General features: G+C 62.5%; 19 protein-coding genes, 1 pseudogene and 1 riboswitch. Of the genes and pseudogenes, 9 read left to right on the plus strand and 11 right to left on the minus strand.

Translation table 11 applies throughout. The features are described 5' to 3' along the window. Positions 1–126: 126 nt before the first annotated feature. The 4 genes from ilvN to leuO all read right to left on the minus strand — a co-directional run bounded on the left by ilvN (position 127) and on the right by leuO (position 5,673). On the minus strand, positions 127–618 hold the full coding sequence (ilvN, locus tag QY76_RS17150) for an acetolactate synthase small subunit (protein ID WP_034163125.1): 492 nt from the start codon (positions 616–618) through the stop codon (positions 127–129). A 2-nt stretch (positions 619–620) separates the two neighbouring features. Further along, positions 621–2,339, minus strand: coding sequence for an acetolactate synthase 3 large subunit (ilvI, locus tag QY76_RS17155; protein ID WP_034163124.1), 1,719 nt, complete (start codon positions 2,337–2,339; stop codon positions 621–623). Between the two features lie 310 nt (positions 2,340–2,649). Then, positions 2,650–4,452: a long-chain fatty acid--CoA ligase gene (locus tag QY76_RS17160; protein WP_034163122.1), complete on the minus strand. Its 1,803-nt coding sequence runs from the start codon at positions 4,450–4,452 to the stop codon at positions 2,650–2,652. 261 nt (positions 4,453–4,713) lie between these two features. Next, complete coding sequence (leuO, locus tag QY76_RS17165) at positions 4,714–5,673, minus strand: transcriptional regulator LeuO (protein ID WP_034163120.1); 960 nt, start codon at positions 5,671–5,673, stop codon at positions 4,714–4,716. Between the two features lie 637 nt (positions 5,674–6,310). On the opposite strand from leuO, the gene leuA reads away from it, so the two are divergent. Genes leuA through leuD form a run of 4 tightly spaced genes read left to right on the plus strand, consistent with a single transcriptional unit; the run spans position 6,311 to position 11,011 of the window. Continuing rightward, positions 6,311–7,891, plus strand: a complete 1,581-nt coding sequence (gene leuA, locus QY76_RS17170) for a 2-isopropylmalate synthase (RefSeq protein WP_045425155.1) — start codon at positions 6,311–6,313, stop codon at positions 7,889–7,891. 15 nt (positions 7,892–7,906) lie between these two features. Beyond that, positions 7,907–8,998, plus strand: coding sequence for a 3-isopropylmalate dehydrogenase (gene leuB / locus QY76_RS17175; protein WP_034163118.1), 1,092 nt, complete (start codon positions 7,907–7,909; stop codon positions 8,996–8,998). 2 nt (positions 8,999–9,000) lie between these two features. Next, positions 9,001–10,416, plus strand: coding sequence for a 3-isopropylmalate dehydratase large subunit (gene leuC, locus QY76_RS17180; RefSeq protein ID WP_045425157.1), 1,416 nt, complete (start codon positions 9,001–9,003; stop codon positions 10,414–10,416). Next, positions 10,409–11,011, plus strand: a complete 603-nt coding sequence (leuD, locus tag QY76_RS17185) for a 3-isopropylmalate dehydratase small subunit (protein ID WP_034163115.1) — start codon at positions 10,409–10,411, stop codon at positions 11,009–11,011. The genes leuC and leuD overlap by 8 nt, the downstream gene beginning before the upstream one ends. A 39-nt stretch (positions 11,012–11,050) precedes the next feature. Here leuD and QY76_RS17190 read toward each other — a convergent pair whose 3' ends face one another. The 6 genes from QY76_RS17190 to QY76_RS17205 all read right to left on the minus strand — a co-directional run bounded on the left by QY76_RS17190 (position 11,051) and on the right by QY76_RS17205 (position 17,026). Then, entirely contained in the window at positions 11,051–13,228 is a 2,178-nt protein-coding gene (locus tag QY76_RS17190; RefSeq protein ID WP_081854071.1) for a TonB-dependent siderophore receptor, read from the minus strand. Between the two features lie 111 nt (positions 13,229–13,339). After that, positions 13,340–14,428, minus strand: a complete 1,089-nt coding sequence (locus QY76_RS19545; RefSeq protein WP_235439432.1) for an iron chelate uptake ABC transporter family permease subunit — start codon at positions 14,426–14,428, stop codon at positions 13,340–13,342. Then, on the minus strand, positions 14,383–15,333 hold the full coding sequence (locus QY76_RS19550; RefSeq protein WP_235439433.1) for an iron chelate uptake ABC transporter family permease subunit: 951 nt from the start codon (positions 15,331–15,333) through the stop codon (positions 14,383–14,385). The genes QY76_RS19545 and QY76_RS19550 overlap by 46 nt, the downstream gene beginning before the upstream one ends. Continuing rightward, positions 15,330–15,761 carry a hypothetical protein gene (locus tag QY76_RS19555; RefSeq protein WP_235439434.1) on the minus strand — a complete coding sequence of 144 codons (432 nt, stop codon included), beginning with the start codon at positions 15,759–15,761 and terminating at the stop codon, positions 15,330–15,332. The genes QY76_RS19550 and QY76_RS19555 overlap by 4 nt, the downstream gene beginning before the upstream one ends. A 51-nt stretch (positions 15,762–15,812) precedes the next feature. Continuing rightward, on the minus strand, positions 15,813–16,253 hold the full coding sequence (locus tag QY76_RS19560) for an ABC transporter substrate-binding protein (RefSeq protein WP_235439435.1): 441 nt from the start codon (positions 16,251–16,253) through the stop codon (positions 15,813–15,815). Beyond that, entirely contained in the window at positions 16,253–17,026 is a 774-nt protein-coding gene (locus QY76_RS17205) for an ABC transporter ATP-binding protein (RefSeq protein WP_034163111.1), read from the minus strand. The genes QY76_RS19560 and QY76_RS17205 overlap by 1 nt, the downstream gene beginning before the upstream one ends. A gap of 111 nt (positions 17,027–17,137) precedes the next feature. Between QY76_RS17205 and QY76_RS17210 the strand changes: the two genes are divergently transcribed. Next, on the plus strand, positions 17,138–18,967 hold the full coding sequence (locus QY76_RS17210) for an ABC transporter ATP-binding protein (RefSeq protein ID WP_049648909.1): 1,830 nt from the start codon (positions 17,138–17,140) through the stop codon (positions 18,965–18,967). A gap of 43 nt (positions 18,968–19,010) precedes the next feature. Here the strand turns inward: QY76_RS17210 and QY76_RS17215 are convergent. Then, positions 19,011–20,475: pseudogene (locus tag QY76_RS17215) on the minus strand (DASS family sodium-coupled anion symporter). Positions 20,476–20,809: 334 nt separating this feature from the next. On the opposite strand from QY76_RS17215, the gene sgrR reads away from it, so the two are divergent. The 4 genes from sgrR (at position 20,810) to thiQ (ending at position 25,959) form a co-directional block, all read left to right on the plus strand. Then, positions 20,810–22,489, plus strand: a complete 1,680-nt coding sequence (sgrR, locus tag QY76_RS17220; RefSeq protein ID WP_045425163.1) for an HTH-type transcriptional regulator SgrR — start codon at positions 20,810–20,812, stop codon at positions 22,487–22,489. A 41-nt stretch (positions 22,490–22,530) separates the two neighbouring features. Next, positions 22,531–22,630: riboswitch (TPP riboswitch) on the plus strand. Positions 22,631–22,670: 40 nt separating this feature from the next. Next, positions 22,671–23,666: a thiamine ABC transporter substrate binding subunit gene (thiB, locus tag QY76_RS17225; RefSeq protein WP_034163107.1), complete on the plus strand. Its 996-nt coding sequence runs from the start codon at positions 22,671–22,673 to the stop codon at positions 23,664–23,666. Beyond that, on the plus strand, positions 23,642–25,249 hold the full coding sequence (gene thiP / locus QY76_RS17230) for a thiamine/thiamine pyrophosphate ABC transporter permease ThiP (RefSeq protein ID WP_034163106.1): 1,608 nt from the start codon (positions 23,642–23,644) through the stop codon (positions 25,247–25,249). Before thiB ends, thiP begins: the two co-directional genes overlap by 25 nt. After that, a complete protein-coding gene (gene thiQ, locus QY76_RS17235) occupies positions 25,246–25,959 on the plus strand; it encodes a thiamine ABC transporter ATP-binding protein ThiQ (RefSeq protein ID WP_034163105.1) in 714 nt (237 codons plus the stop codon). Before thiP ends, thiQ begins: the two co-directional genes overlap by 4 nt. Positions 25,960–26,059 lie beyond the last annotated feature (100 nt).

The following is a 26,059-nucleotide window of genomic DNA, read 5'->3' on the forward strand; positions in this document are numbered from 1 at the left end:
ATCTAAGCGCATAAACGGCGAGGGAGCAACCGATTTAGCTGAAAGGCGTCAGCAAAAACGGAAAAATAAGAGGCCCGACACATAGCCGGGCCCCAGCGCGGTCACACCGCGTACACTCAACGTCTGTCAGCGCATTATTTTATCGCCACGGGCCACGCCAACCACCCCCGAACGCACGACTTCAACAATTTCAGCCACTTCGCGAACCGCCGCCAAAAAGGCATCCAGCTTATCGCTGGCACCGGCCAGCTGCACCGTATACAGCGACGCCGTCACATCGACGATCTGCCCACGGAAAATGTCGGTGCTGCGCTTGACCTCCTCCCGCCCGTAGCCGCTGGCGCGCAGCTTGACCAGCATGATCTCGCGCTCCACGTGCGCCCCGGGCACCAGCTCGCTGACGCGCAGGACATCCACCAGCTTGTGCAGCTGTTTCTCTATCTGCTCCAGTACCTTGGCATCGCCCTTGGTCTGGATGGTCATCCGCGATAGCGTGGCGTCCTCCGTCGGCGCCACCGTCAAACTCTCAATATTGTAACCACGCTGGGAAAACAGCCCGACGACCCGCGACAGCGCGCCGGATTCATTTTCCAGTAACACCGATAAAATCCGCCGCATGATCAGCTCCTCTGGGTTTTACTCAGCCACATTTCATCCATTGCCCCGCCGCGGATCTGCATCGGGTACACGTGCTCCGTCTCATCTACCGTCACGTCGACAAACACCAGCCGGTCACGGATACTCAGCGCCTCGCGCAGCTTTGTCTCCAGCTCATCGACGCTGCGAATGGCGATACCGACGTGGCCGTACGCCTCGGCCAGCCGCACAAAATCCGGTAGGGACTGCATATAGGACTGAGAGTGACGCCCGGCGTAGATGATATCCTGCCACTGCTTCACCATGCCCAAAAAACGGTTGTTCAGATTGACCACCACGATGGGCAGATCGTACTGCAGCGCCGTCGACAGCTCTTGAATATTCATCTGAATGCTACCGTCACCGGTGATGCACAGCACCGTGGCCTGCGGCAGCGCCAGACGCACGCCGAGCGCCGCGGGCAGGCCGAAGCCCATGGTGCCGAGCCCGCCGGAGTTGATCCAGCGGCGCGGCCGGTCGAAGCCGTAATAGAGCGCGGCGAACATCTGATGCTGACCGACGTCGGAGGCCACATAGGCCTCGCCCGCCGTGAGACGGTGCAGGGTTTCGATCACCTGCTGTGGCTTGATCCGCTGACCATCGCTGACGTAGCGCAGGCACTGGCGATCGCGCCAGACTTCAATACGCTGCCACCAGTCGCGCAGGCTATCGAAATCCTGCCGACAGTCGCCCTGCGCCAGCAGGGTGAGCAGCGCCCCCAGGACGTTGCCGGCGTCGCCGACGATGGGAACATCCGCCGTAACGGTCTTGGAGATCGAGCTGGGATCGATATCGATATGCACCACCGTCGCATCGGGGCAGTACTTGGCCAGATTGTTGGTAGTACGATCGTCAAAACGGACGCCGACGGCAAAAATGACATCGGCATGGTGCATCGCCATATTGGCTTCGTAGGTACCGTGCATCCCCAGCATCCCCAGGCTCTGCGGATGCGACGCAGGAAAGGCACCCAGCCCCATCAGCGAGGTGGTCACCGGCAGATTGAGCTGCTGCGCCAGCGCGCGCAGCGCCTCGTGGCAGCCGGCGCCGATCACCCCGCCCCCGGCATAGATCACCGGACGCCGGGCGGCCAGCAGCACCTGCAGGCCACGTTTGATCTGCCCCCGGTGCCCCTGACAGGTCGGGTTATAAGAGCGCATGCTCACCTGCTGCGGGTAGGCATAGGGGTATTTCTGCGCGGGGTTAAGGATATCCTTGGGCAAGTCGACCACCACGGGGCCGGGACGCCCGCTGCTGGCCAGATAAAATGCCTTCTTCAGTACCGCGGGGATCTCTTCGCTCTGCTTTACCAGGAAGCTGTGCTTTACCACTGGACGGGAGATCCCCACCATGTCGCACTCCTGAAAGGCATCATTGCCAATCAGCGAGGTGGGAACCTGACCCGACAGCACCACCAGCGGGACGGAGTCCATATAGGCCGTTGCGATACCGGTAATGGCGTTGGTCGCCCCCGGGCCGGAGGTCACCAGAACGACGCCCACCTGCCCGGTGGCCCGCGCATAGCCGTCAGCCATATGCACCGCCCCCTGCTCATGCCGAACCAGAATATGCTCAATCCCCCCGACCGTATGCAGGGCGTCATAAATATCCAGCACGGTACCGCCCGGATAGCCAAAAAGGTGTTTGACGCCCTGATCGATCAGCGATCGCACCACCATCTCGGCGCCTGATAACATCTCCATTGCCTTTGCCTCCCCTACGTGGCTCAACCAAGGCGGCACCAGGGCCGCGCGGGACGGCAGGACATCGCCTCGCCGTCTGGTTACATTAACGTCACTTTTCCTATGGAGCAAACCGTCGGCGGGGAGAGAACTGCGCTGCGGTGGAGAGAAAACTGCGGCGGGCAATATCCGACGGATAAAAAACTGAAAGCTGGCCTAAGTATCGCCAGCTTATGATTGGAAGCGGGAAAAATTCAGAGGTTAATCATGAGCGCTACGCCCGCGGGATCCGCGGCGCACGGAAAAGCCGTGTACCGCGTCGGCGTCGACCCTAGCGATCCAGATACATGGACTCGATCTCCTGGTGATAGCGGCTCAGGATAATCTTACGGCGCAGCTTCAGCGTCGGTGTCAGCTCGCCCAGCTCCATAGAGAACGCCTGCGGCAGCAGGGTAAAGCGCTTGACCTGCTCAAACTTGGCCAGCTCCTTCTGCATCTCCATCAAACGCTGCTCAAACAGCTCAACGATATGACTATGGCGCAGCAGCTCCAGGCGATCGTGATACTTGAGGTTGATAGAGCGCGCATACTCTTCCAGCGAGTCGAAGCAGGGAACGATCAGCGCAGAAACAAACTTGCGCGCATCGGCAATCACAGCTACCTGTTCAATAAAGCGATCGCGCGCCAGCGTCCCCTCCACCATTTGGGGGGCAATGTACTTGCCGTTGGAAGTCTTCATCAGATCCTTCAACCGCTCGGTAATGAACAGGTGTCCCTGTGCATCCAGCGCGCCGGCGTCACCGGTCTTCAGCCATCCGTCGGCGGTAAAGGTCTGCGCCGTCTCCTGCGGCTTATTGAAATAGCCGCGCATCACGATAGGCCCGCGCACCTGGATCTCATTATCTTCACCGATGCGCACCTCGATCCCGGGCAGCGGACGGCCAATAGACCCAAAGCGGAAGTCCTGCTCTTCCCAGCAGGAGACCGTCGCGCAGGTCTCCGTCATGCCATAGCCATACTTGATGTTCAACCCCAGCGCCTGGAAAAACAGGATCACATTGTCATCCAGCTTGGCACCGGCCGCCGGTAAAAAGCGTACCCGCCCGCCTAAAATCGCACGCAGCTTCGCCAGCACCAGCCGATCGGCCAAACGGTGCATCGCCGTCATCAGATGCCCCTGGGGACGCGCCGCGCGTTCGCTTAAAAAGCGCTGCTCGCCACACCACACTGCCCAGCGAAACAGCTGGCGCCGCAGCCACGGCGCCTGGGCGACCTTGGCCTGCACCGCGCTGAAAATCTTTTCATAAAAACGAGGAACCGCACACATCATGGTCGGGCGTACCGCCGACATCGCCTCCCGCACCAGGTTGGTATCGTGCAGATAGACGTTTTGCGCACCGCTGTGCATCACATAAAAGCTCCAGGCGCGCTCAAAGACATGGGAGAGCGGCAGGAAACACAGAGAGACATCCTGCTCGCTGACGTTCAGACGGACATCATGCAGATACAGCTGAGCGGCCAGACTCCGGTAATCCAGCATCACCCCTTTCGGCTCACCGGTAGTGCCGGAGGTGTAGATGAGCGTAAACAGATCGTCGAGCGAGGCCTCGTCGATACGCTGCGCCAACCGTGCGAGGCTGGCGTCATCGCCGACGGGTGCGATCCCGTGAAGATGGCAGGCGATCGCACAGCCGCGCAGATCGATGCCATCCGACAGCGCGATGATACGGGTCAGCTGCGGACAGCTATCGCGCAGAGCCAACGCGGCGTCATACTGGGCCTGACCGTCGACAAACAGGATGCGAACGCTGGCATCATTGAGGATATAGGCCGCCTGCGCCGCCGTATTGGTCGCATAGACCGGCACCGTGACCGCCCGCAGATGCAGGATCGCCAGATCGGCCAGCGACCAGGCCACCGAATTATGGGCAAAGATGGCCACCCGCTCCTGTACCTCTACGCCCAGCGCCAGCAGCGCACAGGCCAGCCGGGAGACCTGCTCCCCGACCTCGCGCCAGCGGTAAGCGACCTCCGCCGCCGGCGACCAGTCGCGCAGCGCCACGCGGTTGGGTGAGTTGGCAATCTGTCCCTGAATACGAGCTACCAGATGGTAATTATCTAACGCTTTGATCATTCGTCCATTCATCGCAAGAACGCGGTATCTGCCGCGACATTTGCCCACCCGCACACTCATTTTCAGCGTACAGCTGTGCACTGATTTTCGCGCGCAGTCTACCGTTTCCTGTGCATGAATCAACCGTTATCGAGGGTAAAAGTGTGCGCTACCGTGGATTTTCGCGATATTCACGTTTGTCAACCCGATGAGCAGGAGCTCTTACGGGCGACAGAATCCACTGCATAATAAGAAAACGGCAGCGATAGCTGCCGTCTCGCCTTAACGCCCCTGCTGGGCAAACTCGCTCAGCAGCTGATGCAGCCATACGTGGGCGCTATCGCGTTCAGAGGCCCGGTGCCAGTTGAAAAAGCAGGTACGCTGACTCTCCAGATCCAGCAGCGTCACGGCCCGCAGCTGCAGGTAGTCGGCATATTGCTCCACCATCCAGCGCGGCGCGATGGCGACCATATCGGTTTTCGACACCATACTTAATACGCTGCTTAAGTCCGTTCCCTGATAGGCTATTTGGCGGATCAGATCCGAATGGGAATAAAAAAAGCGACTGACGCTGGAAAACTGATTAATACTGACCACCGCATGGGACTCCAGCAATAGTCCGCGCAGGGAACACGTCTCGCCGATACGCGGATGCTGTCCGGCGACCGCCAGGACAAACTCATCGTCAAACAGTGCTTCGCAACAAAACTCATCGCCGCTGAGATCTTGATAGTCGATGAGAAAATCGCTCTCCTGATAGCGTAATTTCCGCGTTATCTGTTCATTGATCAACGAATCGAAGCTCACCTGAACATGCTGTGCATACGCTTTTATCCGCTGCAGCAGCTTCGCCGTCAGCAATATATCCAGCGGACTGGTAATCGAAATATTAAACACGCGCTCGCTGCTTTCCGGTTTAAAGCGGGCACCGGGCAACTCATTGCGCACAATCTGCAGTGCCTGGCGTACTGGGCCGAACAGCTGATAGGCGCGATTGGTCGGGCGGATGCCGCGCCCATAGCGCATAAACAGCTCATCGTTAAACATCAGCTTTAAACGTGCCACCGCATTGCTCACCGCCGGCTGCGTCATATTCAGCGAACGCGCCGCGCGGGTAATACTCTGCACCTGCATGACGGCATCAAAGACCGTCAGCAGGTTCAGATCGACGTTGCGCAGGCTATTTTCCGCGCTGCTGTGGGACTCCGCCGGTATCATCGGATGTTCATGCCGCTCTGTCATTATAACCTCCCTGCGTGTTTAGCCTAATCCTGTCAGCGTTGACAGCCGGTAAATACATTCTTTGAAATTATCAAAAGCAAAACTTCATTATATGAATTTATAAATATAAAGTTGTAACATAAAAGAAATAGCCATAATGCCTCATAATAAAAATATTTTACAGATTAATAATGTAGCTGTGCTTAATTTTCAAAGAAGTTAAAATAAATAATTAATGACAATAAGATGGTATGCTTTCATTATTTTTAAAAATCCCCATCAGCATATACCCATTCATGAGTATTTATCCGCATAAGACAATAGATAATCCTAATTTTGATAATTTATTCAATACATAATACCAATGTGTACTGCCGAGTATTACTGCGTCTCGCGTCATTGCCTGTTGACAAGCTAAAAACTATCCAGTATCACTTTATAACCAACGGTGATTATATGACGGATACGCCCATGATGTTCATACGCCAGAACCTACTACTTATTATTCTCGCAGAGGCACTGCGCGGATGGCGTATGGGTGGAGGTTACCGCTAGAATTCACCCACAGACTCCACAAGCCCGCGCAATAGCGCGGGTTTTTTTTTAGCAAAATACCGCGCAGCGCATCACACAGGGAACGACGCCGAGGAACGGAACGATGAACCAACAGGTAATTATTTTCGATACGACGCTGCGCGACGGGGAGCAGGCCCTGCAGGCCAGCCTGAGCGTGAAGGAAAAACTGCAGATCGCCCTGGCGCTGGAGCGCATGGGCGTCGATGTGATGGAGGTAGGATTCCCCATCTCCTCCCCCGGCGACTTCGCCTCGGTACGCGCCATTGCGCAACGGGTGAAGTTGAGCCGGGTGTGTGCGCTGGCCCGCTGTGTCGATGCCGATATCGATGCCGCGGCCGAGGCGCTGCGCGCGGCCGACGCCTTCCGCATTCACACCTTTCTGGCTACCTCCACGCTGCATCTGGAGTCCAAGCTGCGCCGCTCGTTCGATGATGCCATCGCGATGGCCCGACACGCGATTCTGCGCGCCCGTCGCTATACCGACGACGTTGAGTTCTCCTGTGAAGACGCCGGGCGTACCCCCATCGATAATCTGTGCCGCATCGTCGAAGCCGCCATCGACGCCGGCGCCAGAACCGTCAACATTCCGGATACGGTGGGCTATACCACCCCTTATCAGTTCGGCGGCATTATCCATACCCTGTTTGAACGGGTACCCAATATCGACAAGGCCATTATCTCCGTACACTGCCACGATGACCTGGGCATGGCCTGCGCCAACTCGATCAGTGCCATCCAGGCCGGCGCCCGCCAGGTGGAAGGAACCCTGAACGGCATCGGCGAACGCGCCGGTAACTGTGCGCTGGAGGAGGTGATCATGGCGATCCGTACCCGCCAGGATCTGCTGCGGGTACACACCGGCATACGCCATCAGGAGATCTACCGCACCAGCCAGTTGGTAAGCCAGCTGTGCAATATGCCGATACCGGCCAATAAGGCGGTGGTCGGCGCCAATGCCTTTGCCCACTCCTCGGGGATTCACCAGGACGGGGTGCTGAAAAACCGCGAAAACTACGAAATCATGACGCCGGAGTCCATCGGTCTGCCGCAGACACAGCTGAACCTGACCTCCCGCTCCGGGCGCGCCGCGGTTAAACACCGCATGGAGGAGATGGGCTACTGCGAAGGCAACGACTTTGATCTGGAGCGTCTGTACCAGGCCTTTTTACGCCTGGCCGATAAAAAAGGTCAGGTGTTTGACTACGACCTGGAGGCGCTGGCCTTTATCGATCGCCAGCAGGAAGAGGCGGACCATTTCCGCCTGGAGTACTTCAGCGTGCAGTCCGGCAGTAGCGTCATGGCCACCGCCTCCGTGCGGCTGATCTGCGGGGCTGAAACCCGCGCCGAAGCCGCGACCGGCAACGGACCGGTCGACGCGGTCTATCAGGCCATCAGTCGCATCACCGGCATCTCGGTCGATATCGTGAAGTATCAGCTGTCGGCCAAAGGCCAGGGGCGCGATGCCCTGGGTCAGGTGGACATCGTCGCCGAACACCAGGGACGGCGTTTTCACGGCGTCGGACTGACGACCGATATCGTCGAATCCTCTGCTCAGGCACTGATCCATGTGCTGAACCATATCTGGCGCGCCCGTCAGGTCGAGCAGGAGCGCCAGCGGCTGCACTCGCCCGCCCCGTCAATCTCAACGTCATCTACCCATTAAGGAAGCCCTGTTACTATGAGCCACCCCCATCACATTGCCGTACTGCCCGGCGACGGCATCGGCCCGGAAATCATGGCGCAGGCCAATAAGGTCATGGACGCCGTGCGCAGCCGCTTTGGGCTGCGTATCACCACCAGCGAATACGATATCGGTGGCATCGCCATCGATCGCCACGGCACCCCGCTGCCGCAGGCGACCCTGCGCGGCTGCGAGCAGGCCGACGCGATCCTGTTCGGCTCCGTCGGCGGGCCGCGCTGGGAGCATCTGCCGCCGGCTGACCAACCGGAGCGGGGTGCCCTGCTACCGCTGCGCAAACATTTTAAGCTGTTCAGCAACCTGCGGCCGGCGCGCCTCTACCCGGGGCTGGAGTCCCTGTGCCCGCTGCGCGCCGATATCGCCACCCGTGGCTTCGACATTCTGTGCGTCCGCGAACTGACCGGCGGCATCTACTTCGGCCAGCCCAAGGGGCGTGAGGGACATGGCATGCATCAGCGCGCCTTCGACACTGAAGTCTACTACCGCTTTGAGATCGAACGCATTGCTCGCCTGGCCTTTGAGGCCGCAGCCTCCCGCCGCGCGCAGGTGACCTCCATCGACAAGGCCAACGTATTGCAAAGCTCACTGCTGTGGCGCGAAGTGGTCAGCGAGATAGCGCAGGACTATCCCCAGGTGGCGTTGAACCATATGTATATCGACAACGCCACCATGCAGCTGATCAAAGACCCCGCCCAGTTTGACGTGCTGCTGTGCAGCAACCTCTTCGGCGATATTCTCTCCGACGAGTGCGCCATGCTGACCGGCTCCATGGGGATGCTGCCCTCCGCCAGCCTGAATGAGCAGGGATTCGGTCTGTATGAGCCGGCAGGCGGCTCGGCGCCGGACATCGCCGGTCAGAATCTGGCCAACCCGATAGCCCAGATCCTGTCGCTGGCGCTGCTGCTGCGCCACAGCCTATCCGCCGAGACCGCCGCAGCGGCGATTGAGCGCGCCGTCAACCAGGCGCTGACCCAAGGCATTAAGACCGCGGATCTGGCCGCCGGCACGCCGGCGGTCTCCACCGACGAAATGGGTGACGCCATCGCCCGACTGATTACACAGGAGGCCTAAGCATGGGCAAAACACTGTATCAAAAGCTGTATGACGCCCATATCGTCCATCAGATGCCCGGCGAGACCCCGCTGCTGTATATCGATCGTCACCTGGTGCATGAGGTCACCTCACCGCAGGCCTTCGACGGGCTGCGCGCCCAGGGGCGCCGGGTACGTCGGCCGGAGCATACCTTTGCCACCATGGATCACAATGTCTCCACCCAGAGCCGCGACATCCGCGCCTGCGGCGAGATGGCCCGGGTTCAGATGGAAACCCTGATGGCTAACTGCCGTGAGTTCGGCGTCCAGCTGTACGATCTGCACCACCCTCACCAAGGGATCGTCCACGTTATCGGCCCGGAGCAAGGCATGACCCTGCCGGGGAGCACCATCGTCTGCGGCGACTCCCATACCGCCACCCACGGAGCCTTCGGCGCTCTGGCCTTCGGTATCGGCACCTCAGAGGTAGAACATGTGCTGGCGACCCAAACGCTGAAGCAGGACCGCGCCCGTACGATGCAGGTCGTCATCCAGGGGAGATGCGCCGAGGGGATCAGCGCCAAGGACATCGTGCTGGCGGTCATCGGGCACCTCGGCCACGCCGGCGGCACCGGATATGTGGTGGAGTTTTGCGGCCCGGCGGTGGAGGCGCTGTCCATGGAAGGGCGCATGACGCTGTGCAACATGGCTATCGAGCTGGGTGCCAAGGCCGGCCTGATCGCGCCGGACGAGACGACATTCGCCGATCTTCAGGGGAGGCCGTTTGCCCCACAGGGCGCACAGTGGCAGCAGGCCGTCGACCATTGGCGCACTCTGCGCTCTGATGCGGATGCGCGCTACGATCGCACCGTGACCCTGCAGGCCGATGACATTGCCCCTCAGGTCACCTGGGGGACTAACCCCGGCCAGGTTATCGCCATCGATACGCCCATTCCCTCGCCGGCGTCGCTGTCCGACCCCATCGCCCGCGCCTCGGCCCACAAAGCGCTGGCCTATATGGATCTGCAGCCGGGGACGCGCATGAGCGACGTCGCCATCGATCGGGTCTTCATCGGTTCCTGTACCAACTCCCGCATTGAGGATCTGCGGGCCGCCGCCGCCGTCGCCCGCGGGCGCCGGGTCGCGCCGGGCGTGCAGGCCATGGTGGTTCCCGGCTCAGGGCCCGTCAAGGCGCAGGCCGAGGCCGAAGGGCTGGATAAAATCTTTACCGAGGCCGGCTTTGAATGGCGCCTGCCGGGCTGCTCCATGTGCCTAGCGATGAATAATGACCGCCTGGGCAGCGGTGAACGCTGCGCCTCAACCAGCAACCGCAATTTTGAAGGACGCCAGGGGCGCGGCGGGCGTACTCATCTGGTCAGCCCGGCCATGGCCGCCGCCGCCGCCGTCTGCGGCCACTTTGCCGATATTCGTCAGTTTCAGGAGCCTGCCCATGACTGAGTTCACCCGCCATACCGGTATCGTCGTCCCGCTGGACGCCGCCAACGTGGATACCGATGCCATTATTCCCAAGCAGTTTCTGCAGAAGGTGACCCGCAGCGGATTTGGCCGCCACCTGTTTCACGACTGGCGCTTTCTGGACGAGGCAGGGGAGCGGCCCAACCCGGCGTTCGTCCTGAATCAACCCCCGTTCCAACAGGGCAGTATTCTGCTGGCGCGGGAAAACTTTGGCTGTGGTTCATCGCGTGAGCACGCGCCCTGGGCGCTGACCGACTACGGCTTCCGTGTGGTTATCGCCCCCAGCTTTGCCGATATATTTTACGGCAATGCGTTTAACAGCCAGCTGCTGCCCATTATCCTCGACGAGGCACAGATAGCGGCGCTGTTTACCCTGGTCAGCGCATCGCCCGGCATCGCATTTAGCGTGGACGTAGAGCAGCAGACGCTGCAGGCGGGCGACACGCGCTATACCTTTACGCTGGACCCGTTCCGCCGCCACTGTCTCATCCACGGCCTGGACGGCATTGGCCTGACGCTACGGCATGCGTCGGCGATCGACGACTACGAAGCGCGTCGACCCGCGTTTCTGCGTTAACGACCGCGGCGGCACGGGCATCACCCGGCCGCCGTTGGGTTAGAAGTCGTAGCTGGCAGAGACGATAAAGGTGCGCGGGTTGCCCTGCACCAGATAGTTACTGCCCGGATAACCGCCGACGGACGACCAGTAGCGCTTATCGCTCAGGTTCTCGACCCGCGCGCGCAGCGTCACGTCATGACCGTCGAGCTTCAGCGCATAGCGCGCCCCCAAATCGACGCGTACCCACGCCGGAATAGACAGGGTATTGGCGGCATCAGCATACTGTGAGGCGGTATAGACCGCGCGCCCCTCCAGCGCCAGCCCGTCGATAAACGGCGTCTCCCAGCCCAGGTTCAGATTTGCCTGAACCGCCGGTACGCCTATCGCTCGCTTCCCGTCCTGACCGCCGAGCGAGCTCTTTTGCTGCCGGGCATCCAGCAGCGTTACGCCCCCCAGCATCGTGACGCGATCATGGGGTTTACCAAACAGCGTCAGCTCAATCCCGCGGTTACGCTGCTCGCCATTATCGGTATAGGTGGTATCGTCCAGGCGAAACTCCGGACGAGTAATCTGGAACAGGCTGACCGACGCCCCAAACATGCCATTGTCATACTTGGCCCCCGCCTCGATCTGCTGGGCGCGGAACGGGGCAAAGACCTGGCCGGCGTTGCTTACCGTGACGCCATTGCTGGTTGCCGGCGCCACCCCGCTGGGCAGCAGCGCCTCGGCGTAGTTGGCGAACAGCGCCACCTCCAGCGAAGGCTGGTACAGCGCACCGACGAAAGGCGTCAGGGCGTTTTTCCCATAGCGACCGCTGAGGGCGCCGCTATCATAGTCATAAGAACGGGTTTCCAGGCGCTGCCAGCGGCCGCCGAGCGTCAGCTTGATCTTATCCTCCAGTATGCCCAGGGTATCGGCCAGCGCCACGCTGTGGCTGCTGTTACGCTCCGTCTCCCGCGCATCGCTGAGCGACCCGCCGAAGAAGCTAGCTTCCGGGCGGGCCACCGACGCCATGTCATTCAGCGTCCCAAAGCCGCTAAACGTGGACGACATGGCCCAGCCATTCTTGGAGCGCAGCTGATACGCCGCCGCGGAGAGCACCAGCGTATGGTTGACGCCGCCGGTGGTCAGATCGTGACGCACGCCGGCATCGGCAGACAACACGTTATCCCGCCTGACGTTTTCGAACAGGAAAGCCGAGAGCACCCCATCGCCATCGGCCGTGGGGTTAGCCAACAGGTTATGCTCTTTACCCTGCCGCGCCCCCGCCCCCAGCCAGACACGGGTGCTGTCGTTCAGTAAATACTCACCGCGCACGACGCCAAACAGCTGCTTCTCATCGGTATAGGTCCAGTCCTGGGCATAGTTTTTACTGGCCGACGGCGCCGCAGGCAGCGTGGGCCCCCCCGGCGTGACGCTGGGGCGCGGCGCATCGATATGGTGATCCTGATAGCCGATGTCCGCCGATAGCTGCAGCCGGTCACGGCGATGATCGAAGCCGATGGAGATCGCGCCGAGGCGCTGTTTCTCTCGGGCGACCGCGCGCTTACCGTCCCGTCCGACCAGATTAACCCGAATGCCGTTGGCCTCATCGTCACCGAAGCGCCGGGCCACATCCAACGCCGCGTAGCCCTGGCCATCCCCCTGCACACCGCCGGTGACCCGCGTCAGCGGCATAGATCCCGCCCGCTTCGGCACCAGGTTCACCATCCCCCCCACGGCGCTGCCGCCGGGCGCTGCGCCGTTCAGGAAGGTATTGGCACCGCGCAGCACTTCAACCCGCTCCAGCATTTCGGCGGCGACAAACTGACGCGGTAAAATCCCGTAGACCCCGTTCAGGGTCATATCATCGGAGTACACCGGGAAACCGCGGATCATATACAGCTCTTGGAAGTTGCCGAATCCCTTGGCCACCCGCACGGTGGGATCGTTTTGCAACACATCGGCCACGCTGACTGCCTGCTGCTGCTCAATCAACGCCGAGGTGTAGCTGGTCAGGGTAAAGGGAGCATCCATAAAATCGCTGTTACCCAGCATACCCAGTCGCCCAGTACGCGCGACCTGCCCGCCCTCATAGCTGTCGCCCAGCGCAACCTGCGAGCCGCTAACCGTGATCTCATCCGTCGGGCGAGCGCTCTCCTCCGCCATCGCAGCAGACGTGCAGCCTAGCGAGATTGCGCCCAACAGCCCCATGCCCATGCCCATGCCCATGCGGGATAAACGCAGTGATGACATAATTTCCCTTATATAAATAAAACAAAAATAAAAATGATTTTTATAATCATTACGTAAAAACAACCCAAAACGCCGTACTCGCTGCGTGGGTCAGCGCCGCGGATCGTACCGCTACGTGACGCGCTGAAGACGGCGGCGCGTCAGGCGCCCAGCGATCAGCAGCAGCAGGAAATAGGTGGCCCCGACGATGGCGACCAGCGTCCCGGCCGCCATCGCACGGGGGTACAGTAAGGCCTGCCCCAGCCAGTCTGCCCACAGCAGCGTCGCAGCCCCCAGCAACGCGGCCAGCCCCATCTGCGCCCTGGCCGTCCGCGCGCCCAGCATCTGCGCCAGGTGCGGCGCCATCAGGCCGACAAAGGCCACCGGGCCCATCGCCGCCGTCGCAATGGCGCACAGCAGCGCCACCAGCGCCAACAGCAGCGCCGTGGCCCTCGCGCCGTTCAACCCGCGGGCCTGGGAAAAGGCGCGGCCGATGGAGAGCAGCGTCAGGGCGCGCGCGACAAACAGCGCCAACAGCAGCAGCAGCGCCGTCAGCGTAGAGAGCAGCAGCGCCTGCACGGCCGTCACCCGATAGGTGGAGCCCGCCAGCCACTGCAAAATGCGGTAGCTGTCCTGGCCTCCCTGCGCCAGGAAAAACTGCACCAGCGCCTGCAACAGCGCCGTCAGCGCGATACCGGTCAGGATCACGCTGGCCGGGGCGTAACGCTGGCGACGCCCCAGCGCCATCAGTGCCGCCAGTACCGCCAGGCTGCCCGCCAGGCCGACGCCCCACTGCTGTAAGGCCGTTAGCGTCTGGCCACACCACAGCATCGCCAAGACCAGCGTCAGCGTGGCACCGGAGGAGACGCCCAGCAGATCGGGGCTGGCCAACGGGTTATACATCAGACGCTGTAACAGCACGCCGGCCAGCGCCAACGCCCCGCCGCAGCTCAACGCCACCAGCGCCCGCGGCCAGCGCAGCGCCCACTGATACGCCTGTGGCCAGGCAAAGGGCCAGCCCGCCGCCTCCGGCTGGTAGGTCAGGTAGCCGAGCAACGCCAACGCAGCAAGCGTCGTCAACGCCGCGCCAACCCACGCCGAAACCCGTCCGCGGGCCGATATCAGGGGCGCCCCCAGGCCATCCGGCGCGCTCAGGCGACGCCGGCTGAACAGGATCAGCGCCGGTGCGCCGATAGCGGCGGCCACCACGCCGGTCGGCAAGAGCTGCCCCAGCCACAGCGACCCCCCTGCGCCAGCGCATCGGTCAGCAGTAACAGCAGCGCTCCGCCCAGCAGGCTGGCATACAGCTCGCCCCGCGGCGTCCGCACCCCCAGCGCCCGCACGATGTTGGGCGTCAGCAGGCCGATAAAACCGATCAGCCCGACGGCCGTCACCGCCGCAGAGACCAGCCAGATGGTCAGCAGCATCAGCGCAAAAAAGAGCGGAACCACCGCCGCGCCGCGCGCCTGCGCCCCCTGGTGCCCCAGGCGCAGCAGCTGTAGCACCCGCGGGGCGAACAGCAGCAGCAGCAGGGCCGGCGTCAGGCGGGGTAACAGCCAGCGCACCCACCCCCAGTCGCTTTGCGCCAAGTCGCCGCTGCCCCACAGGAAGATGTTCTGCGCATAGGGGTGCTGTAGCAGCAGCACCCCCGATGCCAGCGCACCGAGCAGAATGTTAATCACCATGCCGGCGATGACCATCGGCAGGCCGGTCATGTTGTCCAGCCCGGCGATCAGCACGATCAGGGCAAAGGCCAGCAAAGCGCCCCCCATCGCGGCAAGGGCACCCCACTGCGCCTGCTGCCCAGGCCAGAATGCCGCCAGCAGCACCAATGCCAGCCATGCCCCCGACGAGGTGCCCATCGTCAGCGGCGACATCAGCGCATTCTGGGTCAGCTGCTGCATCACGCTGCCGGCCAGGCCCAGCGTTGCCCCCACCAACAGCGTGATCGCCAGACGCGGTAGCTGCGAGTACAACCACAGAATGTCATCGAGACTCTGCGCCTGCTGCGGGGCCAGCAGGAGCTGCCATTGCTGCAGCAGCGTCAGCGGCTGCGCCCACTGCAGCGATGCCACGGCCAGCGTCAACAGCAGCAGCGGCGCCGCCAGCCTTACTGCGCCGCTCATTTCTGCACCGCCAGCGCCATCAGGCTTTCCGCCATCGCCTCTGCGGCATACTGTAACGACATCGCGCCGCCATAGCTCCAGACCGGACGGACGGCGCTCACCCGCTGCCCGCGGACAAACGGCATCGCCTGCCATAGCTGCGTCGCATCCAGGCGCGCGGCGTCATGAAAAGGCAAAAAGTAGAGCACGTAGCCTTGGCCGACCCGCTGTAGCCCAGCGATCGGCTGCCGGACAATCCCCCAGCGCGCCGGCGGCGGCGCCAGTGCAGGCGAGATCCCCAGCTGGCGCAGGACATAGACCGGCATCGAGTTAGTGGTATACAGGTAGGTTGAGGTCGTGCTGGCAAAGCGCATCACCGTGACGGCGGGGAGCTGGCCCTGAAACGCCGCGCGCAGCGCCCGTGATAAATGCTGAAAGCGGGCCTGCATCGCGGCCAGCTTCTGCTCCGCGATCGCCTCACGACCAAACGCCTGCGCCAGCTAGCGGAACTGCGCTATCGCCACCGCGGCGTGATCGTCCGCGGCGGAAAAATTGGTGTAATACAGCACCGGCGCAATCTGCATCAGGCGCGGTAGCAGCGCCTGCTGCATTTCGCTGGCGAGGATCACATCGGGTTTCAGCGCCGCGATGCGCTCCAGATTCGGCTCTTCTCGGCTGCCGACGCTCTGCGTCTGCGCCGGTATCGGCGGCTGTGCCACCCATTCGCGGTAGCTGTCCAGATCGGTGGCGGCCAGCGGCGTCACCCCCAGCTCGATGGTCTGCTCCAGCAGATCCCAGTCCAGCACCACGGCTCGCGTCGGCACGGCCGGTAGCTGATGAGTACCGCGGCTGTCGCTGACCGTCAGCGCCTGCGCGCTGGGTGAAAACAGGGAGAGTAGCAGCGCCAACGGCGCAAAAAATCTAAAAATAAAATTAAACATCAAGCACATACGATAGCAACTTTATGAGGCGGCGCCCCGGGGGCAGGATGCGGGTGATCCGTCAGGCGGATCGGGGTTTGGTACAGCTCGGACAGGCGCCGCTCGTCGGCCAACGCCGCCGCCGGGCCAGCGAAGGCCACGCGCCCCTGCTTCAGGGCAATCACGTGATCGGCATAGCGCAGCGCCAGATTCAGGTCGTGCAGAATGACCAAGACGCCGCGCGGCAGCGCCGATAGCAGCGCCATGAGTTGGTACTGATGCTGGATATCCAGCGCCGAGGTCGGCTCATCGAGGATCAGCAGCGGCGAGGCCTGTGCCAGCAGCATGGCGACCCACGCCCGCTGGCGCTCCCCGCCGGACAGCGTATCCACCAGCGTTTCGGCAAAGGGGGTCACCCCGGTCTCAGCCATCGCCGCGTCGATGAGCTGTCGATCTTCACGGCGCCAGCGTCCCAGCATGCCACGCCAGGGGAAGCGCCCCAGGCGCACCAGCTCCCTCACGGTCAACCCGGCGCTGGCGGGCAGCTTCTGCGGTAAAAAGGCCACCCGCCGCGCCAGTGCGCCGGCGGAGAGGGATGACAACACCTGCCCATCCAGAGCGATCTGGCCGCCGTCGGGGTGCAGCTGACCGGCCAGCAGGCTGACCAGCGTCGATTTACCGGACCCGTTATGTCCCAGAATCACCGTCAAACGATCCGTTGGGATCGTCAACTGTTCGATAGCCAGGACTTCGCGTCCCCCGCGCACAACCTCCAAGTTGGTTAGCGAAAACATGGCGTTCCCTTGTGATGAATTGACACCAATTGATAACCATTTTTATTATCATTTGCATTCTATATTCACCTTTTCCACTTGGCAACTCTGCGTGCCATCCAGGGTTTATCCATGTTTCAGTGGTTCGAACGACTGACGGAGCCGTTCCCGTCACAGGATCCCCAAAAACCGCCGGCGACGCTGTTCGGCTTCTGTCGCCACTACACCCGCGGCTTTGAACGTCCGCTCTGCGCCATGGCGCTGCTCAGCGCCGCCGTCGCCGTCTGCGAAGTCACGCTGTTACGCTACCTGGGCGAGCTGGTCGATCTGCTGAGCCGCGCCGAGCGCGCCACCTTCTGGGCCGATCAACGCCCCAGCCTGATAGTCATGGCGATTCTGGTGCTGGCGGTCATGCCCTTACTGGCCTGGCTGCACTCGAACCTGCTGCACCAAAGTATTCTGGGGAACTACCCCATGGCCATCCGTTGGCAGGTACACCGCTATCTCCTCGGCCAGAGCATCGCGTTTTTTCAGCGTGATTTCGCCGGGCGGGTGGCGGCAAAGGTGATGCAAAGTGCCCAATCGGTGCGCGAAGTGGTCATGAGAATGGTCGATCTGTTGATCTATATTCTGGTCTATCTGCTCTCGGTGCTGGTCATGATCGCCAGCGTCGATGCGCTGCTGCTGCTCCCCCTGCTGCTGTGGCTGGCGGCCTATACCCTGATTCAGATCCGTCTCCTGCCGCGCCTGCGGCGTATCGCCAGCGAGCAGGCCAACGCGCAGTCCGTGATGAGCGGCACCATCGTGGACACCTATACCCACATCACCACCGTCAAACTGTTTTCCCATGACCAGCGCGAAAGCGACTATGCCCGACACGCCATGCAGCGCTATCTGACCACGGTATACCGTCAGATGCGTACCCTGACCGGGCTGCTGTTCAGCGTGGATGTCATCAACTATCTGCTGCTGTTCTCCCTGGCGGCGCTCTCTATCGCCCTGTGGCAGCAGCAGGCGGTCAGCGTCGGCGTCATCGCCGTCGGCATCAGTCTTGCCCTGCGTCTACAGGGCATGTCCAAGTGGATTATGTGGGAGGTACGCGCGCTGTTTGAAAGCATCGGGCAGGTCATCGACAGCATCCATACCGTCGCCAACGACATCGACGTCGCCGATAAACCGGGGGTTGTACCGCTGCGCCTGACGCACGGCGAGATTCGTTTTAACGCCGTCGGCTTTGGCTACCCCGGCGGACGGACGCTGTTCGATAGGCTGGATCTGCACATCCGCCCCGGTGAAAAGGTCGCCCTTGTCGGCCGCTCCGGGGCCGGAAAGTCCAGTTTGATGCATCTGCTGCTGCGGTTTTATGACCTGCAGTCGGGCAGCATTACCCTTGATGCCCAGAACATCGCAGAGGTTACGCAGACCTCTTTGCGCCGACAGATAGGCATGATCACCCAGGATACCGCCCTGCTGCACCGCTCAATCCGCGAAAACCTGCTGTATGGCAATCCGCAGGCCAGCGAGGCGGAGATGATCGCGGCCTGCCGGCGGGCGGAGGCGCATGACTTTATTTGCCAACTGGCTGACGATACGGGCCAGCGCGGTTATGACTCCCAGGTCGGCGAGCGCGGAGTCAAGCTGTCCGGTGGACAGCGCCAGCGTATCGCCATCGCCCGGGTCTTGCTCAAGGATGCGCCCATTCTCATCATGGACGAGGCGACCTCCGCGCTCGACTCCGAGGCCGAGGCCGCCATTCAGGACAACCTAGCGCAGATGATGGCCGGGAAAACGGTTATCGCCATCGCGCACCGCCTCTCGACCATCGCCGCCATGGATCGCCTTATCGTCATGGACCACGGGCGGATAGTCGCCCAGGGCAGCCACCGGGAACTACTGCGGCAAAACGGCATCTATGCCCAGCTGTGGGCTCATCAGACCGGCGGCTTTATCGGCAGCGACTAATTAGGGCAAAGCCGCCCGCCGCAGACCTGCGAAGGGCGGCGCGTCACCAATAGCCCAGCCAGTGCCACCACAGGCTGCCGACGCTGAGCCACAGCGTCAGGTTCACGGCGCTGAGAATAAACCCGGTCTTCCACCACTCCCCGAGCGTGACATAGCCGGAGCCAAAGATAATCGGCGCGGTGCCGGTGCCGTAGTGGGTCAGCGACATCATCAGCGAGGAGGAGAAGGCCAGCACCAGCGCAAACAGCGCCGGCGGAACGCCCAGCGCCAGACCGGCGGCAAAGAAGGCGGCGAACATGGCGGTGATGTGCGCCGTGGTGCTGGCAAAGAAGTAGTGCGCATAGACATACACCAGCGTCAGCAGCAGCATACCGCCGACCCAGTGCATCCCCATGCCATCGATCAGCGCGCTGACGCTCTGGGAAAGCCAGGCTATCAGCCCCAGTTTGCCGAGGAAGGTCGCCATCATCACCAGCGCGGCGAACCACATCACCGTATCCCACGCCCCTTTGCACTTCAGCAGATCATCCCAGCTAAGCACCCCGCTGCACAGCAGGATGGCCAGGCCGACAAAGGCCGCCGTGGTGGCATTGACCGACCAGCCATCGCCCAGCAGCCAGGCCGGAATATCCGCCCACAGCACGAGCAATAGCAGGAATACCGCCAGCGTGATCTTCTCGGCCAGAGAAATCGGCCCCAGCGCCCGCAGGCGTTCGCGGGCAAAGCGCGGGGCATCTGGGGTATGGCGGATCTGCGGCGGATAAAGCCAGTAGACCACCAGCGGCATCAGCAGCAGCGAGAGTAGCGCCGGCAACAGCGCCGCCAGCGCCCCAGGTCAGCTCAAACTCATGGCCGGTTCCTTTAGCGATAATGTTGACAATCAATGGGTTGGGTGCCGTTGCCGTGATAAACATCGCCGAGGTGATCGGGTTGATGTTGTAGTTGACCAGCGACAGATAGCGGCCGATTTTCTCCGTCGATCCCGGCTGCGGATACGAGCCAAAGCTATCGGCGATCGAGCGCATGATCGGATGAATGATCCCGCCGCCGCGGGCGGTATTGCTCGGCGTTACCGGCGCCAGCGAGGTCTCCGCCAACGCCAGACCATAGGCGATACCCAGCGTGCGTTTGCCGCACAGCGCGATAAACCAGTAGCCGATCCGCTCCCCCAGCCCGGTTTTATTCAGGCTTTGCGAGACCATGATTGAAATGCCGATCAGCCAGATCAGGGCGTTGGAAAAGCCGCTCAGGGCGTCGTTCAACGCCGCCGCCGGTTTTCCGGGCGCGGTCACCCCGGTCAGGGCCACCAGCGCAATCGCCACCACCGAAACCGCGCCGATAGGCAGCGCCTTGCCGATAATGGCGGCAATGGTGCCCACGAACAGCGCCAGCAGCTGCCAGGCATTGGCGCTCACGCCGGCCGGCGCCGGGATAATAAACCAAAGGGTCAGGGTCATCGCCAGCGCAATCAGGGCGGGCAGAGGCTTTAACGGCGTCAGTTTATCCATAGGGTGCCATCCTTTTATTATCTTACTCTGTGGGAATCCGCCCACGCCGCGTCGGCCCGGCGCAGGTCGCGCGCGCTGTGCGAACGCCGACGCCGTAGCCGAAGCACCGCGCTGGCTCTATCACATCAACGCCGCCACAGAGTACCCTGTTTTCCCGCCGCAACCGACGGAAAACAGAAAAAAGCCAGCGATCGACGATCGCTGGCCGGTGAAAAGCACCTTTACTCAGAAACACTCTTCGATGTCGGAGAGATACCCTCTTTCATCTGCCGACAGTATCTGCGTAATATAGGGAAAGAAAAATAGATGCCTTTCAGACAAGAGATCCCCATTTATGGCCACCCCGCGCCTGCAGCATCAGTTTATTCGCCTGTGGCAGCACTGTCAGGGCAACGGCTGTGATACCACGCTGGCCGAGTTGGCCGCGGCGCTAAACTGCTCACGTCGCCACGTTCGTACCCTGCTCAACGCCATGCAGCAGCAAGGCTGGCTGAGCTGGCAGGCCGTCAGCGGACGCGGAAAACGTTCACGCCTCGCCTTTCTCTGCAGCGCCCTTGAGGTGCAGCAGCTGCGCGCCGAAGAGCTGATGGAGCAGGATCACTTTGAGCAGCTGGTGCAGCTGGTCGGCGATCGCGACAGCGCGCGCCAGATGCTGCTGGCGCAGCTAGGGCGCAGCTTCCGCCAGGGACGCCATATCCTGCGAATCCTCTATTACCGCCCACTGCTCGGGCTACAGCCCGCCTCGCCGCTACGCCGCTCGGAGACCCATCTGGCCCGCCAGATTTTCAGCGGCCTCACCCGCATAAATGAGGAAAACGGGGAACTCGAATCGGATCTGGCCCACCACTGGCAGCCGCTGACCCCGCTGCACTGGCGCTTCTATCTACGCCCGGCGATCCACTTTCACCACGGGCGCGAGCTGACGATGGCCGACGTGATCGCCTCGCTGGAGCGCCTGTGCACGCTGCCGCTGTTCCGCCATATCGCGCAGGTCGCCTCCCCCACCCCACACGTCATCGATATCCATCTGCGGGCGGAGGATGCCTGGCTTCCCTGGCTGCTCGGCAGCGTCCCGGCCATGATCCTGCCGCAGGAGTGGCAGGAGATGCGCGATTTTGCCCGCCTCCCCGTCGGTACCGGCCCCTATCAGGTGGTACGCAACACGGAAAGCCAGCTGAAGATCCGCGCCTTTGACGGCTACTTTGGCTACCGGGCGCTGATCGATGAGGTCAATATCTGGGTGCTGCCGGAAATCTCCGAGGCGCTGGTTCACGCCGGCGTGCAGCTGCAGGCCGACGGCAGCGGCGGCGACGAGCTGGAGAGTCGCCTGGAGGAGGGCTACTATTTTATGCTGTTCGACCAGCGCAGCGCACAGATGCGCGATCCGGCGGTGCGCGCCTGGCTGTGTCAGACGATCAACCCCATCGCCCTATTGAACAACGCCAGCCACCTGCACCAGCGTTACTGGTCTCCCGCCTACGGCCTGCTGCCGCGCTGGCACCACAACAAGATGCTCAGCAATCGCCCCAAGCCCCCGCAGCTGACTCAGTTGCGTATCACCTTCTACAGCGAGCATTCGGAGTTCCACGCCCTCTATCAGGCGCTGCAGCCGCTGCTGGCGGCACACGGCGTCACGCTGGAAATGCAGGAGATCGACTATCCCCGCTGGCACGAGGGCGCCGCCGAGAGCGATCTGTGGCTGGGCAGCGCCAACTTTTATCTGCCGCTGGAGTTCTCCATTTTTGCCATGCTGTACGAACTTCCGCTGCTGAGCCATTGCTCCGGGCTGGATCTGGCCAGCGAGGCCCACCGCTGGCGTGAACAGCGTCTGCCGGTGGCGGAGTGGAGTCAGCAGCTAGTGCAGCGGCATCAGCTGCATCCACTGTTTCACCACTGGCTCAAGCTGCACGGCCAGCACAGCATGCGTGGGGTGCGGATGAATACGCTGGGCTGGTTTGACTTCAAGTCGGCCTGGTTTGCCCCGCCGGAGCATCCTCCGGCCGTCTCCCGTTAACAAACGTCTTTCTAATCACGCACGCGCTCTTTACAATAAGCGCCGTCTCAACGGGGTGCCCGGCGGATCGCCGGGCTGAGAGCATACCCGTCGAACCTGATCCGGTTAATGCCGGCGGAGGGATTTGAGAGAGCCCGTTGCTGCTCAAAGACCTTTGCCACCGCCACCAAGGGAGTGCAAAGTGTTAAAAAAACTGTTTTCCATTCTGGCCCTACTGACGGTCTCGCTGCTGGCGCAGGCGGCCGGCAAACCTGTCCTGACCGTCTACACCTATGACTCTTTCGCCGCCGACTGGGGGCCCGGGCCCAAGATCAAGCAGGCCTTCGAACAATCCTGCCACTGTGAGCTCAAGCTGATCCCGCTGGAGGACGGCGTCGCTATCCTTAATCGCCTGCGGATGGAGGGGAAAAACAGCCCGGCCGACGTCGTGCTGGGGCTGGATAACAACCTGCTGACCGCCGCCCGGCAAAGCGGGCTATTCAGCCCCAGCCAGGCCGATACCCGAGCACTGACGGTGCCGGGTGGCTGGCACGATACCACCTTCGTCCCCTACGACTACGGCTATTTCGCCTTTGTCTATGACCGCCAGCGGGTTAAAAATCCGCCTACCAGCCTGAAACAGCTGGTCGAAGGGCCAGAGAAGTGGCGCGTTATCTATCAGGATCCTCGTACCAGCACCCCGGGATTGGGCCTACTGCTATGGATGCAGAAGGTGTATGGCGATCAGGCGCCGGCCGCCTGGCAGAAGCTGGCGCAAAAAACCGTCACCGTCACCAAAGGGTGGAGCGAGGCCTACGGCCTATTCCTGAAGGGAGAGGCGGATATGGTGCTGAGCTATACCACCTCGCCGGCCTACCACCAGATCGAAGAGCACAGCGATCGCTATGCTGCGGCGATGTTTGACGAAGGCCACTACCTGCAGGTCGAGGTCGCCGGCGTACTGAAGCACAGCCCGCAGCCGGCGTTGGCGCACCAGTTTATGCAGTTCATTACCACCTCGCCGTTCCAGAATGCCATCCCGACCGGCAACTGGATGTATCCGGCGACGGCGGTGCCGCTGCCGCCGGCCTTCGCCGCCCTGCCCACGCCGCAGAAGACACTCAGCTTTACCGCCGACGACGTCGCACAGCATCGGGCTGAATGGATCCGCGCATGGCAAAGCGCCCTGAGCCGCTGATCCCCCGCTGGCTCTGGCCGGGCGCGCTAGCCGCCGCGCTGCTGCTGGGGATCGCCCTGCTGGCGTTCGGCGCACTGTGGTATAGCGCCCCCGCCGCCGCGCCCGCGGCGCTGTGGCGGGATAGCTATCTGTGGCATGTGGTTCGCTTCAGCTTCTGGCAGGCGCTGCTCTCGACGCTGCTGTCGCTGCTGCCGGCCATCGCGCTGGCCCAGGCGCTGTTCCGCCGCCGCTTTCCCGGGCGGGCGCTGCTGCTGCGCCTGTGCGCCATGACCCTGGTGCTGCCGGTGCTGGTGGCCGTCTTCGGGCTGCTGAGCGTGTATGGCCGTCAGGGATGGCTGGCGCTACTGTGCCAGACGCTGGGCATTGACTATCGCTTCAGCCCCTACGGACTGCAGGGGATCCTGCTGGCCCACGTGTTCTTCAACCTGCCGCTGGCCACCCGCCTGCTGCTGCAGGCGCTGGAGTCCATCCCGGTTGAACAGCGCCAGCTCGCCGCCCAGCTGGGCATGTCGCCCCGCCAGATCCTGCGCTTCATCGAGTGGCCTTACCTGCGCCGCCAGCTGCCGCCCGCCGGGGCGCTGATCTTCATGCTGTGCTTTTCCAGCTTTGCCACGGTGCTCTCGCTGGGCGGCGGTCCTCAGGCCACCACCATCGAACTGGCCATCTATCAGGCGCTCAGCTACGACTATGACCCCGCGCGCGCCGCTCAGCTGGCCCTGCTACAGCTGGGATGCTGCCTGGGGTTGGTGCTGCTCAGCCAACGGCTTTCCGGCATTCTGCCAGTCGGGCACACCCGGCGTATGCGGTGGCGCGACACACGCGACTCGCTGAGGCTGAAACTCAGCGATACGCTGACGATAGGCCTCGCCCTGCTGCTGCTGCTGCCGCCGCTGCTGGCGGTGATCGTCGATGGGCTAAACCAGGCGCTCGGCAGCGTCCTGCGACAGCCGGCCCTGTGGCAGGCGCTGGGAACCTCGCTGTACATCGCGCTGGGCGCCGGCGCGCTGGCGGTCTCGCTGACCATGATGCTGCTGTGGAGCAGCCGCGAGCTGAACCTGCGCGGCCAGCGCTGGCGGGCGCAGGGAATGGAGCTGTGCGGCATGCTGATCCTGGCCATGCCGGGCATCGTGCTGGCGACCGGTTTTTTCCTGCTGCTCAACGCCACGATCGGCCTGCCCACATCGCCAGGGCTGTTAGTGATGGTGACCAACGCGCTGATGGCGATCCCCTACGCGATGAAGGTGCTCGAATATCCCATGCGCGATCTGGCCGAACGCTATGACCCGCTGTGCCTGTCGCTGCGCATCGGCGGCCTCAATCGCCTGCGTTGGATTGAGCTGCGCGCGCTGCGCCGCCCGCTGGCGCAGGCGCTGGCCTTTGCCTGCGTCCTCTCGCTGGGCGATTTTGGCGTCGTCGCCCTGTTTGGCAGCGAGCAGTTCCGCACCCTGCCCTTTTACCTGTATCAACAGCTCGGCGCCTACCGCAGCGCCGACGGCGCAGTCACCGCCCTGCTGCTACTGCTGTTTTGTCTGACCCTCTTCAGCCTGCTGGAGCGCCTGCCCGCCGGGAGAAAATCGCCATGATCCGCCTGGATAATCTGAACTACCGCTATCAGCAACAGACCCTGAGCTTCAGCCTGCACGTCGCCGCCGGCGAGCGCATCGCCATCCTGGGGCCGAGCGGCGCAGGGAAAAGCACCCTATTGAGCCTCATCGCTGGATTTCTGGCGCCGAGCAGCGGCGATCTGTACCTCAACGGCATCGATTGTCGCCGCGCCCCCCCGTCTCAGCGCCCGGTATCCATGCTATTCCAGGAGCACAATCTGTTCGCCCACCTGACCATCGCTCAGAATCTGGGGCTGGGGCTGGATCCCGGGCTGCGGCTTGATGATGACCAGCGCCGTCGGCTCACGGATATCGCCGAACTGGTCGGTATTCGCGACTACCTGCCGCGGCTCCCCAGCCAGCTCTCCGGCGGCCAGCGTCAGCGGGCCGCGCTGGCGCGCTGCCTGCTGCGCCGCCAGCCGATTTTGCTGCTGGATGAGCCCTTCTCTGCCCTGGATCCCGCCCTGCGGGCCGAAATGCTCACGCTGCTGGATGATATCTGCCGCCAGCGGCTGCTGACCCTGCTGATGGTGTCGCACAACCTGGACGATGCGGCGCGCATCGCGCCGCGAACCCTGGTGATTGACGATGGTCATGTCGCATACGATGGCCCGACCGTCGCCCTGCTGGCGGGGTCGGTCGCCGCGGCGCGCCTGCTGGGGCGAGAGGCGCCGGGAGAGGCCGAATAGGCCGTCCGGCGTTGGACAGCGAACGCCATCCCCTGCACAATAGCCCGACGGTGTGCGGCGCGTAGCGGAACGCCGCTCGAATCGCGGCCTGACCACCGCC

The organism is Edwardsiella sp. EA181011 (assembly GCF_000800725.1).
GTDB lineage: Bacteria > Pseudomonadota > Gammaproteobacteria > Enterobacterales > Enterobacteriaceae > Edwardsiella > Edwardsiella anguillarum.

Bases quoted from the DNA above. Each gene is read 5' to 3' on its own strand.
- thiP (WP_034163106.1), top strand. From the start codon at position 23,642: ATGGCAAAGCGCCCTGAGCCGCTGATCCCCCGCTGGCTCTGGCCGGGC.
- QY76_RS17190 (WP_081854071.1), bottom strand. From the start codon at position 13,228: ATGTCATCACTGCGTTTATCCCGCATGGGCATGGGCATGGGCATGGGG.
- leuO (WP_034163120.1), bottom strand. From the start codon at position 5,673: ATGACAGAGCGGCATGAACATCCGATGATACCGGCGGAGTCCCACAGC.
- QY76_RS17210 (WP_049648909.1), top strand. From the start codon at position 17,138: ATGTTTCAGTGGTTCGAACGACTGACGGAGCCGTTCCCGTCACAGGAT.
- QY76_RS17160 (WP_034163122.1), bottom strand. From the start codon at position 4,452: ATGATCAAAGCGTTAGATAATTACCATCTGGTAGCTCGTATTCAGGGA.
- QY76_RS19555 (WP_235439434.1), bottom strand. From the start codon at position 15,761: ATGCAGGCCCGCTTTCAGCATTTATCACGGGCGCTGCGCGCGGCGTTT.
- ilvI (WP_034163124.1), bottom strand. From the start codon at position 2,339: ATGGAGATGTTATCAGGCGCCGAGATGGTGGTGCGATCGCTGATCGAT.
- leuB (WP_034163118.1), top strand. From the start codon at position 7,907: ATGAGCCACCCCCATCACATTGCCGTACTGCCCGGCGACGGCATCGGC.
- leuA (WP_045425155.1), top strand. From the start codon at position 6,311: ATGAACCAACAGGTAATTATTTTCGATACGACGCTGCGCGACGGGGAG.
- QY76_RS19550 (WP_235439433.1), bottom strand. From the start codon at position 15,333: ATGAGCGGCGCAGTAAGGCTGGCGGCGCCGCTGCTGCTGTTGACGCTG.
- leuC (WP_045425157.1), top strand. From the start codon at position 9,001: ATGGGCAAAACACTGTATCAAAAGCTGTATGACGCCCATATCGTCCAT.
- QY76_RS19560 (WP_235439435.1), bottom strand. From the start codon at position 16,253: ATGTTTAATTTTATTTTTAGATTTTTTGCGCCGTTGGCGCTGCTACTC.
- thiQ (WP_034163105.1), top strand. From the start codon at position 25,246: ATGATCCGCCTGGATAATCTGAACTACCGCTATCAGCAACAGACCCTG.
- QY76_RS17205 (WP_034163111.1), bottom strand. From the start codon at position 17,026: ATGTTTTCGCTAACCAACTTGGAGGTTGTGCGCGGGGGACGCGAAGTC.
- leuD (WP_034163115.1), top strand. From the start codon at position 10,409: ATGACTGAGTTCACCCGCCATACCGGTATCGTCGTCCCGCTGGACGCC.
- ilvN (WP_034163125.1), bottom strand. From the start codon at position 618: ATGCGGCGGATTTTATCGGTGTTACTGGAAAATGAATCCGGCGCGCTG.
- sgrR (WP_045425163.1), top strand. From the start codon at position 20,810: ATGGCCACCCCGCGCCTGCAGCATCAGTTTATTCGCCTGTGGCAGCAC.